Annotated in this window: 11 protein-coding genes; 1 reads left to right on the forward strand and 10 read right to left on the reverse strand. The window is 32.1% G+C overall.

All coding sequences use genetic code 11. The features are described from left to right. Positions 1-84: 84 nt before the first annotated feature. From ACKX2A_RS13155 to ACKX2A_RS13180, 6 genes are all read right to left on the reverse strand, one after another. Entirely contained in the window at positions 85-384 is a 300-nt protein-coding gene (locus ACKX2A_RS13155) for a hypothetical protein (RefSeq protein WP_415325228.1), read from the reverse strand. A gap of 23 nt (positions 385-407) precedes the next feature. After that, positions 408-1076, reverse strand: coding sequence for a carbonic anhydrase (locus tag ACKX2A_RS13160; protein ID WP_415325229.1), 669 nt, complete (start codon positions 1074-1076; stop codon positions 408-410). 354 nt (positions 1077-1430) lie between these two features. After that, a complete protein-coding gene (locus ACKX2A_RS13165; RefSeq protein ID WP_415325230.1) occupies positions 1431-6065 on the reverse strand; it encodes a T9SS type A sorting domain-containing protein in 4635 nt (1544 codons plus the stop codon). 438 nt (positions 6066-6503) lie between these two features. Then, entirely contained in the window at positions 6504-7061 is a 558-nt protein-coding gene (locus ACKX2A_RS13170; RefSeq protein WP_415325231.1) for a serine acetyltransferase, read from the reverse strand. 45 nt (positions 7062-7106) lie between these two features. Next, positions 7107-8300, reverse strand: coding sequence for a glycosyltransferase (locus ACKX2A_RS13175; protein WP_415325232.1), 1194 nt, complete (start codon positions 8298-8300; stop codon positions 7107-7109). Beyond that, on the reverse strand, positions 8255-8812 hold the full coding sequence (locus tag ACKX2A_RS13180; RefSeq protein WP_415325233.1) for an acyltransferase: 558 nt from the start codon (positions 8810-8812) through the stop codon (positions 8255-8257). The genes ACKX2A_RS13175 and ACKX2A_RS13180 overlap by 46 nt, the downstream gene beginning before the upstream one ends. Before the next feature lie 69 nt (positions 8813-8881). On the opposite strand from ACKX2A_RS13180, the gene ACKX2A_RS13185 reads away from it, so the two are divergent. Next, entirely contained in the window at positions 8882-9112 is a 231-nt protein-coding gene (locus ACKX2A_RS13185; RefSeq protein ID WP_415325234.1) for an acyl carrier protein, read from the forward strand. Here the strand turns inward: ACKX2A_RS13185 and ACKX2A_RS13190 are convergent. The 4 genes from ACKX2A_RS13190 to ACKX2A_RS13205 form a co-directional block, all read right to left on the reverse strand. After that, complete coding sequence (locus ACKX2A_RS13190) at positions 9109-9738, reverse strand: GNAT family N-acetyltransferase (protein ID WP_415325235.1); 630 nt, start codon at positions 9736-9738, stop codon at positions 9109-9111. The two genes, ACKX2A_RS13185 and ACKX2A_RS13190, sit on opposite strands and share 4 nt — an antisense overlap. After that, positions 9735-11177, reverse strand: a complete 1443-nt coding sequence (locus ACKX2A_RS13195; protein WP_415325236.1) for an AMP-binding protein — start codon at positions 11175-11177, stop codon at positions 9735-9737. Before ACKX2A_RS13195 ends, ACKX2A_RS13190 begins: the two co-directional genes overlap by 4 nt. Before the next feature lie 69 nt (positions 11178-11246). Then, positions 11247-12404, reverse strand: a complete 1158-nt coding sequence (locus ACKX2A_RS13200) for a glycosyltransferase (RefSeq protein ID WP_415325237.1) — start codon at positions 12402-12404, stop codon at positions 11247-11249. Beyond that, positions 12404-13243 (reverse strand): glycosyltransferase family 2 protein, encoded by an 840-nt coding sequence (locus ACKX2A_RS13205; protein WP_415325238.1) that lies wholly within the window; start codon positions 13241-13243, stop codon positions 12404-12406. Before ACKX2A_RS13205 ends, ACKX2A_RS13200 begins: the two co-directional genes overlap by 1 nt. Positions 13244-13249: the final 6 nt, after the last annotated feature.

The raw sequence follows: 13249 nt of genomic DNA on the forward strand, positions 1-13249 counted from the left end.
TGGAAATTTAATTTTTAAAGCATGAATGTATTCAATATCAAAAAAAGATAAAGAATCGTATCAAAAAAATCTAAATGTAAAAAATTAAGCTTCCGGAGGCGGAGAAAATATGGTAAGTAAAGGTGATAAATGAAACGAATCATCTACTAATACGAAAGATTTGCCTTCAATGGAAGGTTCAAAAAACTTCAGATAGTCGAATACGTCCAAAGTTTTCGGAAGTGTCTTTTCGTACACCGTAAAAGATGTCGGGTGAGAATGTGGCTCTTCTTCATTGATTATTACATTTGTTCTTGTAAGATCCCAACCAAAAACAGCAGCAATACTTGGTAGCGCTGTAAAGTTGAGAAAAAACAGTAATGTAACAATACTCCAAAGTTTCATTTCAATCCCTTTTTTAGAAACAATTAGTCTTTCTTTCGGCTCATCACCCAATCCGAACTTGTAAGGTTATAGATTTTCTGGATGTCTTTTAAGATCTTCTCAAAATCGATTTCCAAATCTATAATTTTACCCGTTCTAAGGTCAAAAACCCAGCCGTGAACAATAGGATATTCTTCTAAAATATATCGTTCCTGCACACAAGCCATTTTGATAACGTTGATGCACTGCTCCTGAACATTCAGCTCGACAAGCCTGTCATAACGCTTTCCTTCATCTTCGATAGAATCTAGTTCTGTCTGATGCAATCTGTAAACATCACGAATCGTTCTCAACCAAGGATTCAATAATCCCAAATCTTGAGGAGTCATCGCTGCTTTTACACCACCACAGTTGTAATGTCCACAAACAATAATGTGTTTTACCTTCAGATGTTCTACCGCATATTGAATAACTGCCGTAGAACTCATATCTAAAGTATTGACTACATTGGCAATGTTTCTATAAACGAAAACCTCGCCTGGTTTTGCACCCATCAATTCTTCAGCGGTAGCTCTACTGTCTGAACATCCGATATATAGATAATCAGGATGCTGAGTTTTTGCTAATTCGTGAAAGAATTCAGGATCTTGAGCAATTTTAGACTCTACCCATTTTTTATTGTTTTCGAAAATATTCTCGTACGACTGTGACATAAAATAAAATTTAAGATTTTACAATTATTTATTTCGTTTAAATTATTTTCAAATTCAATAGACCAAATCGATAATTGTACAAAAATATAATTTTTGATTCAATAGTAACGTGTTTTAACAAATTTTAATATTAAAATATGCTTAAAATCATAAATGAATAAAAGATTAAAAGCTATGTCAATATTGTTAAAATCAAGTTTTTGCTGTTTTTGATAATTGAAAGCTCTCTTTGATTTCGGAATAAAATTACAAACAAATCATTGAAAAGCAATCAATCTGGAAACTAAAGTTTTGATAAATATAAAAACCGCCTCAGTTGAGACGGTTTCGTTAATAATTTTAATTATAAAAAGTTTATTCTTTAATAATTTTCACTACAGTTTCTGCATTATTGATTCTTAATAGATAAGCTCCAGAAATTAAAGATGAGAGATCTGTTTGCTCGTTTTCAAACTTACCAGATTTTACCAGCTGACCAGACATATTGTAAAGTTGGTAGTAGTAATCTTTTACTTTATCATTTCCTTTGATGTATAAAATACTTTTCACTGGATTAGGGAAAAATTCAAGTTTATTCTGAACTACTTTTTCTTCGATAGCTATTTTCGCTAAAACATTTGTTGCTTTTGCTGTAGAAGTTGTTGTTACTTGTAGTCTAGGTAATGGTCCTGCTTCATTGGCCCCGTCAGATTTTATTTTTACACAACGGCAACTGGCGCCAAAATATGGATCATTATCTTCTTCAAAAACTTGAAGATTCGATGCACTTATATTTGCTCCCATTGAAATTGGACGACCATAAGTATTGGACAAACCTGCCATCCACATTCTAAAAAATCCTCTGTCAACAGTTGAGTTAATAACAGAAGTAGAACTTCCTATTACTGTTCTTAGACCTCTTACTCCTGCTATCGGATAATTGCCTATTTTATAAGCATCATTATCAAAAATATACCCCCAGTGTCCACTGTAAGAAAATACTCTACCTTGGTATTCATTTGCCATTTTATAATAATAAGATTCTGTTATACCTTTTTTGTAAAATGGAGTAAACCCATAATTTGTATTCGCTAAAACAACAGAAGTTACATCTGGAATTCGCCATCCTTGAGGACATGGATCAAATGGTGATTTATTCCCTCCTCTTCCCCATCTGTCTGGTGCTATATTTGTTTCATTACTTAGCCAGTCTGATCCATTAGTTAAACCTGCTTTATATGGTTGTTTTGTACTTGGTTTCATAAATACTAATGGATTCTTAACTGAATATGCTAATATTTTTGCTGTTTTCTCAGAAATTTTGTCTGTTGACAAAATATTAGAATTAGCAGAATTTCTATATATATCTGATTCTACAATATACGCTGTATCGTATGTAGCTGAAGAAATTGTTGTTGGATATGTTACATTTCCATCATTGTCTACGTTACCTAGATAAATATTATATGTTGATCCTCCAATATTTATAAAAGAAGGAATCGGATCTTTTCTCCCCCATTGATAATGCATACCTCCTGATAGCTTAATTTTTGCTAAGTCTGTAGCATTTGGAGTCCCTGAAACAGCAGGCATCATATCCTGTGCTCCTAAGTTTCGATCCATAAATTCAGTATCTAATATCCTTCCTTGTTTTATATAATTAACATAATTAGTCGCTTCAGTTATAGGCTGATCCGTCTTATATCTAACAGTTTCAATGTTCGTATTTGTAACCCAGATATGCCAACTCCAATAAACAGGATTTGTAATGCTCCCATTATGTAAAGTAATTATTGCATTTCCTGCATTATTTGCATTAATTTTTAAATTAATATTAGTATTTGAAAGATCATTTAATGAAACTGGATGAGAGTTAGACAGTTTAACATTGTTAATTAAATTTTTATTGTCTGTCCACAACACGTTAACCTTTAGGTTATCAAAGTTAGCTGGGTTTAAGATTTCATTATTATTCAACAATTTACTTTGTACAGAAAAAGCTTTACTGATGGGAATGTTTAAGTCTAATGCTGTAGAAGATTTAGTCAAATTATAAGTATTAGGATTATTTATTCCCTCAGAATAATCAATTTCATTAAAAAACTCTGTTGGAAAATCGTATTGATTTATTTTATAAAGTGGATCTTTAATACATCTACACGCAGCAACATCACTTGTTGTTGCTCCATTCAGTGGGTTATACCAATATCTTCCAGTAACATTTGCTAAGCCAGTTGCATCAGACTGATCCTTATCAGGAATCATACTTAAAGAAGCTGCACCAGTTACTGGCAGGTTGTTTCCTGATTTTTGCATAGTTGATGTCCAAAGAGCAATATGATGTTGATCTGTATACTCTCCTTCATGAAATCCTCTAAGCATTGCTCCTGTTCCTGGGAATATTCCCATATTGTTTCCTCCAACATTTGACATATCAATACCAAAATTAGAGTAAACTTTAAATCCTTTAAAATAGTCCGGAACATTCGAATCATTTGGTCTTATCTTGTATAGGTATGTTCCTGTATTCGAATTTGGATTCTGAATAAAATCAAGCTCGTTTAGTTTAATATTCTTTTTGATACCGAAAGGACTAAAGTCTAATCTTATATTATCACTTAAAGTAGCTACCAATAAAGAAGGGATTCTCCATCCATTAGGACATGGGTCATAAGATGATTTATTTCTGTAAGGTGCAGCAGCTGCATCTTCATTATAATTTATAATGGACATTCCTTGTGAATTGTCAGACCATAAATTCAATTCACTTAATCTATCAGCGGATAACAAAGAAGAACTACCAAACCAATTAATAGGAGCGTTTAGATTGTCTGCTCCATTACTAAGTTTATAATATGCTTGTGTATTATTTTCATCTTTATTTATATATACTAATCCTAAAGGGTTATTAACCGTTAAACGTATATTGTTTGCTACAGTAGCATTTGACAATTTAATATATTTTGTAAATGTATTAATTTTTTGCCATGTCGTACTGTTTGTATTATCTATAAAACCTTGATGTCTTACCCTTCCTACAGTACCTGTAACTTCATAAAAATCATTTTTAAATACCAAGGGTGGTTGAGGATCTTTCCTTCCCCATTGATAAAGTAACCCTCCTGATCTATTCCAATCATCGGAAGTAATACTATTTGTTAAAGCTCCCAAGTTTCTATCCATCCATCCCCAATCAGAATCGGGAATTGGTTCTATTATGCCATCATTTCTTTCTCTTGTTACGCCATCAAAACTTTTGTATTTAGTTCCGTTTCTAGGATCATCTGTTACCCAAATATGCCAAGACCAATAAATTTTATCATCAGAACCTTTTAATGCTACAACTGCATTCCCTTCTTTTGATTTATTTATTGGAACTTTAATTTTAGCATCTTCACCAGTACCAACAATTTCTAGACTATAGTTTACTCCCGATTTTATCAAACCTGGTACATCTTCCCAAAATACATCTGCTGAAATATTGCCATTTGGAATATTACTTCCACCCATTTGAGAACCATTTTTCCACATTACATATGCTTTCTTTATAGGGATGTATAATCCATCATTCTCTTGGTTTGGTACAAAAATATAACTATTAGGAGCTTTTGTCCAATCCACAACATTATTATCAGGAAGCGCACCATTATTTAATGTAAAACAAGAATTCGCACAAACTCCGGTATCCAATTTTGTGTCACCAAAAATTCCAACATAGTTGATAAACTTAGCTATTTCAGAATTAATATCTTCTGAAGATCTAATAGATTGAGATGTTGTTGTAGCATCATTTCTTAATGCTCCCATTCCATACAAAGTCATTTCAGGAGTATCTGAAATAATTAAATTTTCTGAACCAGGACCTCTTCTTGCTCCTCCTTGGTCATTACCATACCCAAAAAATGCTGCTCCATAATTACTGGTAGCTTCTAGGTTAATAAAACTTCCATTGCTTTTGTAAATTCTTAAACCTGTTGCTTGGCTAGATACAATTACAATAGGTTCTTGATCTGTCATAAATTCGGAAAGCTTTTTTTGTAAGGAATTATAAGTGTTAAAGTACCTGCTCTCCAATTGATTAGGATTTTTAAAATTATGATATCCCTGCCCATTAGTATCTCCGGACCATTGACTGAATTTCATCATTAACCCATTGATAGAAAACTTACCTGCAAACATATATACAGGATCATTATAACTATATAAATAAGGACTTGGATGTCCCGTCGAAACATTATAAATGAATTCAGGGGTTGACCCTAAAACCGAAGTTGTTGTTCCCTGATTGGTCATCTTTACGGATTTCGAGCTGCTATTTGCTCCTGTAGCAGATATTAAAGCAGCAGGACTAGCCGGAGAAAAGACAACATCATTCTTTTTATTATCCATCTGAACATTTCCAATTTTGTTCCATGAATATGCAGAAGTTACCCTGTCCTTTATTCCTGTTACCTTGCCATTTGAATCAGTAATCAGTGTACCATCTTTTTTAGGTGTTAGAAGAATAGTGTATTCGTTTTCATCCAAATCGCAACTTGTACCTGCGTAGTCACCTTGTTTATAATGCTTTATTGATTTGTCCCAAGTAACACCACTAAAATTAGACAAGTTGGTATCAGAGCTAAGTTCAATTTTTAAATTGTACGAACTTGCAGTACTTGCAGGTAATTCGAAACTAGCTCTAAGTGTCTCATTATATTGGTTGTAAGAGTATAATGTCTTACACCATCCGGTCACCCAGTTTCCGGCGGAATCCTTGTATTTAACTGAAAGCTTTACATTGCCAGTCATGAATGGTTTAGTAAGTTTTCCTTCAATTAGAACTAATCCTTTTTGATTCGCAGTTTGCTGAAGAACAAAGCCCGGATCGAGATCATAGACATACGGTGGAGAAAATTTCCCCGCATGGTTGTTCATTGCTGTTTTACCTCCATAGTCACTTGGAGTAGCATGAACCGTGGCGACAGAAAATGCCGTCGCAAAAATCATTAAAATCGATTTCTTTTTCATACGTGTTATAAATTAAAAAAGTGTTTTTTTTAAGCTGAATGACATATAGAAAATGCCCTTTCATTAATTTTTTTGATTAATAAAAAGAAATGACATTATAATTCAGTATGCCTTTAACTGGTTGTAAAATTATTTTTCGTGAAAAATAAGAGTATAATGTTAGGTGTTACAATACAAAAGATTGCAGAATGTAAGAATGATTTTCATTGCTGTGTTTATAGATTTGTGTTTGTTTTTTTTCACTTCTTTAAAGTGAATTTTATTATGTTATTAATTTGAAATAATTTCGATGGCAAAGGTGCAATAAAAGTCTGAATATCACAAGAGGTGGATAAAAACACTTATATATTTAATTGTAAATAAGTTGATTGTGTTAAAATTTTGAACTCTTTTGGGTGTTTTGTTTTAATATTTTAATGGAAGGTAAATGAGGGATAATTATATTTTATTGTTAATGTAAGACTCCGTTGCGTTTTTAGTTTCATAAATTTTCGCAGGATTTCCCATAACAACAGAATTTGCCGGAACATCGAAATTTACATAAGCATTTGGAGCAACAAGAACATTGTTTCCAATTGTAATTCCGCCAACAATTACAGCATTAGTACCTATCCATACTTCATCGCCAACAACTGGAAAACCTGCTTTGCCTCCACGATTTTGTTGTCCGATTGTTACACCTTGAGCAATATTGCAGTTTTTACCAATTTTAACTTTTGGATTAATGACCAAACTTCCCCAATGTCCCAAATAAAAACCATCCCCAATCTCGGTTTCAGGGTAAATCTGGAAACCATATTTGATTTGATAATGCCTTAAAACTATTCTCCAAAAAATCCCGGGTAATGACTTTTTTCCTGATTGTTGTGCTTTCCTTAAAATATAAATAAAATGAAGATTCGGATTGATGCATTTTTTCCAAATCTGAATTGTAGAAAGCCATTTTCCACTTTCTCGGTAAAAGTCTTTTTGAAGAGTAGAATATTGATCTGCCATAAACAAATGTAGAAAATCTACGTTTTTTGAGATGATTAAATTTAATTATAATTCGTCTAAAATAGAACTGATTTTATCCACCGAATTCTCCAGATTGAAAGGCATTTCGTAATCTTTCAGTTTTTCAGAATATTTTTCAAAACTTTCCGGGTTTGTCAATGCTTGTTTCATTCCTTGATAGATTCCTTCTTCGGAATTTTCAACAATCAAACCCAATTCGCCATCATTCAGCATTTCATTTGATCCTGAAACCACAGTGGAAATTATTCTTTTTTTTAAGGTTATTGCTTCAAATAATACTGTTGGAAAACCTTCGTATCTCGAACTTAAAATATAGAAATCCGCTTTCTTAAAATAAGGATAGGGATTGTCTGTAAAACCCAGCATGGTAGCCGTTTTGTCAACTCCAAGATCTGATTTTAATTTTTTAATATTTTCAAAATCATAGCCGTCTCCCACAATCAGAACTTTATGATTGAGACCTTCATCCAGAAGTCTTTTGTGGACTCTCAATAACCGGTCAAAACCTTTCTGTGGGAAAACCGTTCCAACGGAAATAAAAGTAGGAACAGCCTCATCAAACTGATAATTAAGAATTGGTTTTTCGGCTTTATGAATAAATTCTTCTGTGTCCAAAGGATTATAAATTTTTACAATCTTTTGTTTTTCGTTTTCATTTTTAGCTAAACTATGAAAAAGCTGTTCAATTTTTTCAGAGATTACCATGATTTTATCAAAACCAAAAAACTTACGGATTTCATCGTTCGTATAATCTTTCACTTGCGAAAGATCATTGTGAATCCATACTATTTTTTTTGAGTTTTTTAATGGTGAACCCAGGATTTCATCACGCATTCCGTGGATTGCTGCAAATTCAATATCGTATTTTTTATCCTTTAATTTTCCTTTATATAAAATATTCGGAAATTTTTTCAGGACTTTTTCATGAAGTACTCTCGCAGCTTTCCGGGGGATTTCGTGAGGGCGATTCGTGGTAATCATTTCTCCTTTATGAAGGTGTAAAATATTAATCCATTCAGGAACTTCTGGTAGATATTTTCCCGAATTAAGATTTAATAATAAATCAATCTCATATTTTTCTTTTGGGAGGTTCTTTAAAAACGTTACTAAAACTTTTTCGGCACCGCCATGGCGCAGAGAACCAATACGAATGAGGATTTTTTTCTTCGCCACTATCTTGCAGTTTTGAATTTTTCGGGTAAGTTCTGAATCAACCATTGATTTAATTTTTTTCTATCTTTTTCCAGTTCGATAGGATAATCTACAGTTGTTTTTTTCAAGAAATCGGCATAATCTTCAATTTCACATACATATTTTGCAGGATTTCCAGCATAAACAGTATGTTCCGGCATAGATTCAGATAGGACGGAATTGGCTCCTAGGACACAATTGTCTCCAATTTCTACATCCTGTAAAATCACAGAATTACTGCCGATTGCGCAGTTTTTCCCAACTTTGATACGTCCGAAATTTCTTACATTTTCGTAGCCTTCCAGCTTTCTGATATTAATTGTGGCTCCGGAATGGGTTACGAAAGTTACTCCTGAAGCGATTCTTGTTTCGTCACCAATTTCAACAAGAAAAGGTTCGGAACCAAAGGAAACATTATTTCTTACCACTGCATTTTTACCCAATTTTAAACCATTATTTATGCAAACTTTCACATAAATGGAATGCTGGATATCTTGAATTGTAGTGGAGATTTTATTTAAAATTTTATAAATCATCATAGTGAAACAAAAATAGAAATTATTTTATAAATTTGCTCGTTCTAATATATTAACATAATTATAAACACAATGAAGATCGAGCAATTTTGTGACCTGCTAAAACAAGAACTAAACGAAACAACCAACATTACTCCTGAAACCAATTTCAAAGAACTGGAAAGCTATGGTTCTTTATCTGCTGTTTTGGTAATGCAGTTGGTTGAAAATCAGTTTGATGTAAAGTTGAATCCAAGAGGTTTCAGAAGCGTAAATACAATCAGTGATCTTGTAGAAGCTATAGGATCAGAAAAATTCGATTAATTTTCTAAATTTTTACACAACAAAGTTTTCTGAATGCAAGGATAAATCTTGTTTTCAGGATTGTCTATGTTGAAGGTTTCTGTTGGAACAAAATCGAATTTAGCATAAAACTTAAATAAGAACGGACTGCTTTCCAAAACGTCTAAAAATAGTTTATTATTGGTTTTCTTAGCTTCTAATGCTAAATGATTTATGATTTCATCAGCAACACCTTTTCCACGAAATTTATCATCCACAAAGAGATATTCAAGAAATTTTTTATTTTCCTGATGACTTCGAACTTCGGGTAAAATTTTTGCATTTTTAATAAATGAGCTCAAATGTGCTCCATTCAAATGAATAGGGAACAATTCTCCTTTATTCTGATAATAATTTGAATCGGTAAAAATCAGTGCGCACATTCCTGCTGGTTCTCCGTCAACTTCGGCAATTGTATAGCTGTTTAATGAAAACTCTGTATCGAAATTTTCTTCATCCAAGAAAAATTGCTCCAGATAATTGTATGTTGTTTGATTATCTGTCTCAAACATATTGCTGAAAGTATTGGTTTCTCCTGTGTTTTCAATGGCAAAAATTCCTTTAATGATAAATGGAATATCTTCCTGAGTTGCTTTTCTTATAATCATACAAGAGATTTTTTTAATTCGTTTCTATCAATTTTTCCTGAAGTATTTGTTGGGAAATTTTCCAGCTTTATAATTTTTGATGGAATACAATAATCCGGCAAATTATTTTTTAAATGATTATTTACCTCTTCTTCATTTGAGTTAATGTCATTAATAAAAAGAATTAGGTTATCATTATCATTCTGATCTTTATGAATAACAGCCACACTAATTGCGTTTTCTAGTTTCTGATTGGCAAAATATTCAATTTCTGCTAATTCTACACGAAAACCATTGATTTTAGCCTGAAAATCAATTCTATTTATATAAAAGTAATCTCCATCTTCATTTTTTAAACACCAATCTCCGGTCTTGTAGAATATTTTTCCGTCTTTTTGAATAAATACTTCATTTGTCTTTTCCTCATTTTTCCAGTATGATTGTGTAAGAAATTTTCCTGAAAGTAAAAGCTCGCCTTCATTTGCATTTTCATCAATGAAACTCATATTGCTGTGCTCCATAGATTTTCCGATGCTGATGATGCCTTTCTTTTCTTTAATTGGTTCTTCAACAGTGTAATTGGTACAAAAAATAGTGTTTTCAGTAGGACCGTAAACATTATGAATAGACGCATTTGGAATAAAACTTTTCCAGCCTTCAATTTGTTTTACCAATAATGCCTCCCCACAAAAAAGGTTTAAACGTAGACTTTCGTTTATAATAGAAGGATCAAGATATGGAATAATTAAATTTAAAATACTTGGAACCATCAATGCGACAGTAATTTCATTGGCTTCTAGTAAATCCAAAATCTGCAAAAATTTCATTTCCTTTTTATGAAGACCTACAACTTTAGCCCCATTTAAAAAAGGAATTAAATAGCTCATTACAGAAAGGTCGAAAGTAAGTTCAAACATTTGCAAAACGCAATCTTCAGAAGTCAGTTTTCCAAAAGTTGAATGAAAGGAGTCTGAAAAATAAAACAAGTTTGAAAACTGAATAGGAACACCTTTAGGATTTCCTGTGCTTCCAGAAGTAAACAGAATATATGCATTGCTCGTTAATGCAGATTCTTTTGGTGAAAGAAATTCAACCTCAAATGTTTTTTTTGTATTGATAATGTATACTCCAAAATCTTCTTTGGTTTCAATTGAACTTAAAATAGTATCAATATCAGCTTGTTGAATTACACTTAAATTTTTAGTTAAAGGAAAATCAGGATGAATGGGAACATATGTTTTACCTTCAAACCAAATAGCTAGAATTGAAGCATACATATAAACATCATCTGTAAGATAAATTCCGACATTTTGAGAATTTATTGTATGAAGTTGATGCCTGATTTGGCTGGATATATTTAAAACTTCTTCATAGGAAAAAGTTTTGTCCTCAATTTGGAAACAGTCGTTTGTTTTGTGTTGTAAAAACGATTGATATAAATTTTCTATAAAGGTATTCATCGACGAATATTTGTGTAATGTTATATTTTATTTCTATCAAATTTATAAAAAGTAAAGAGATAGAATGGTTTATTTGGCAACAACTGTTTCAATAATTTTTTCTACAGCATCAAAAATTTTCTTGTTATCAAAACGTTCTTCAATGTTTTTTAAGTTTTCCTGAATATTTTCAACCGTGTTTTTTTTGGTTAAGAATTCTTTTATTCCATTATATAAACCTTCTTCAGAATATTCTGTAAGATAACCGGTAATGTTATGATCGATCATTTCTGGAATTCCGCCCACATTTGTTGCCAAAATTGGCTTTTGGAGAATCAATGTTTCTGCAATAATTAATGGCCATCCTTCACTTTCCGAAGGCATTACATAAAAATCTGCATTTTTTACATAAGGATAAGGATTCATCTGTGTACCAAGAAGTTTGAAAGAATTTTGTACTCCCAATTCTTCAATTCTTTTTGAAAGCAATTCATAATCTTCACCATCACCTATGATATTGATATTGTGGATAAAACCGTCATTCAACAATTTTTTGTGAGTTTCTAAAAGGGTTCTATAGCCTTTCCGGAAATGAAGCCTTCCAACAGAAACAAAAGTTGGAGTATCTCCAAATTCGGGAGTGAATGCTTTGGCTTTTGACTTTAAATCTTCAATCGGAATTGCATTTAAAACAACTTGACCGGGAGGAAATTTTTCATTAGGAAATTTTTCATCCAAAGCATCTTTGCATTGTTGAGAACCATAGATAATATAATCGAATTGCTTCATATTGTTGAAGATCTCTTCACGATATGGATTGAATCCTGGAAGCGTAAGATCAGAATGAAGCCATGCAATTTTTTTTGAATTTTTGTTGGTTGAATTCAGTACAGCCTTATAAATTGCATAGGTTGTAGCAATTTCTACATCGTATTTTTCACCTAATAATTTATCTGCAATTCTTGGATCTTTTTCAGCTTGTTTCAGTTTAAGATTTCTTCTGACCAATTGTATTTTCTGAATGAACGGACGTTTAGAAAGATCTTCTCTGCCTTTTGTAATGAAAACTTTTCTTACATAAGGAGGAAACTCATTGCGAAGTTCTCCCTGATTGATATTTAGACAAATTGTAAAATCAAACTTATCTCGGCTGAGATTATTAAACATGCTTAAAACCACCTTTTCCACACCTCCCATTTCCATAGAACGGTGTCTGAAAAGGACTTTTATTTTTTTGTTATCTGACATTAACTGAAAAGTTTTTGTAAAATAATAATTAATTTCTTTTTAATGCGGAAAAGTATTTTATTCTGATACTCTAACAACGAAAAAATTTCCTGTGGATCTGTATATTTTTCAGGAACAGGTTTTCCATTGATATATTTTAAATTTCTTCTTTGCATTGCTTCCCAAATGGAACGAGCGTAATAATTATAAGATTTTGCCTTATTGTCATTTTGTGAAATTCCGCCTGAATGGGCTCGGTACAAATAATCGGTTTGGTTGATAAAATGTACTTTGCCCACTTCGTACATTTTGAAATACAGATCCTGATCTTCAGCTATCTTAAGTTCCGGATTTATTTTTTTTCCTTTTAAATAAACATTTCTTCGAAAAGCTACAAAAGGAGCAATCTGAATAGGAAAATTAAAAAATGTATCTTGTCCGTTCGGAACCTGCATTGCAGATTGAAATTCAGATAAAATATTCAGATTCTGGTCGCATTTTGCCAGCCTCGAATAGGTAAGAACAACATCTTTTCTTTTTTCTAAAACTTCTACTGCACTTTTCAAGGCATTGGGTTTTATAATGTCATCAGGATCCAAATATCCACAAATATCACCAGTTGCATCTTCGATTAATTTGGCTTTTGTAACACCAACTCCATAATTGGCATCATTCTCATAAAGTTTAAATCTTTCGTCGTTTTCAATGATTTCTTTAATAATTTCCACAGAATTATCCGTAGACCGATCGTCTATAATAACTACTTCCCAGTTCTTATATTCCTGAGCAATAATAGAATCATAACAGTCTTTAAAGAATTTTCCGTTGTTGTAATTAGCAATTAGAATAGAAAATTTCATCTATTT

The organism is Chryseobacterium sp. MMS23-Vi53 (genome assembly GCF_047651245.1).
Lineage (GTDB): Bacteria > Bacteroidota > Bacteroidia > Flavobacteriales > Weeksellaceae > Chryseobacterium.

Bases quoted from the DNA above. Each gene is read 5' to 3' on its own strand.
- ACKX2A_RS13195 (WP_415325236.1), bottom strand. From the start codon at position 11,177: ATGAATACCTTTATAGAAAATTTATATCAATCGTTTTTACAACACAAA.
- ACKX2A_RS13165 (WP_415325230.1), bottom strand. From the start codon at position 6,065: ATGAAAAAGAAATCGATTTTAATGATTTTTGCGACGGCATTTTCTGTC.
- ACKX2A_RS13160 (WP_415325229.1), bottom strand. From the start codon at position 1,076: ATGTCACAGTCGTACGAGAATATTTTCGAAAACAATAAAAAATGGGTA.
- ACKX2A_RS13200 (WP_415325237.1), bottom strand. From the start codon at position 12,404: ATGTCAGATAACAAAAAAATAAAAGTCCTTTTCAGACACCGTTCTATG.
- ACKX2A_RS13170 (WP_415325231.1), bottom strand. From the start codon at position 7,061: ATGGCAGATCAATATTCTACTCTTCAAAAAGACTTTTACCGAGAAAGT.
- ACKX2A_RS13205 (WP_415325238.1), bottom strand. From the start codon at position 13,243: ATGAAATTTTCTATTCTAATTGCTAATTACAACAACGGAAAATTCTTT.
- ACKX2A_RS13155 (WP_415325228.1), bottom strand. From the start codon at position 384: ATGAAACTTTGGAGTATTGTTACATTACTGTTTTTTCTCAACTTTACA.
- ACKX2A_RS13175 (WP_415325232.1), bottom strand. From the start codon at position 8,300: ATGGTTGATTCAGAACTTACCCGAAAAATTCAAAACTGCAAGATAGTG.
- ACKX2A_RS13180 (WP_415325233.1), bottom strand. From the start codon at position 8,812: ATGATGATTTATAAAATTTTAAATAAAATCTCCACTACAATTCAAGAT.
- ACKX2A_RS13185 (WP_415325234.1), top strand. From the start codon at position 8,882: ATGAAGATCGAGCAATTTTGTGACCTGCTAAAACAAGAACTAAACGAA.
- ACKX2A_RS13190 (WP_415325235.1), bottom strand. From the start codon at position 9,738: ATGATTATAAGAAAAGCAACTCAGGAAGATATTCCATTTATCATTAAA.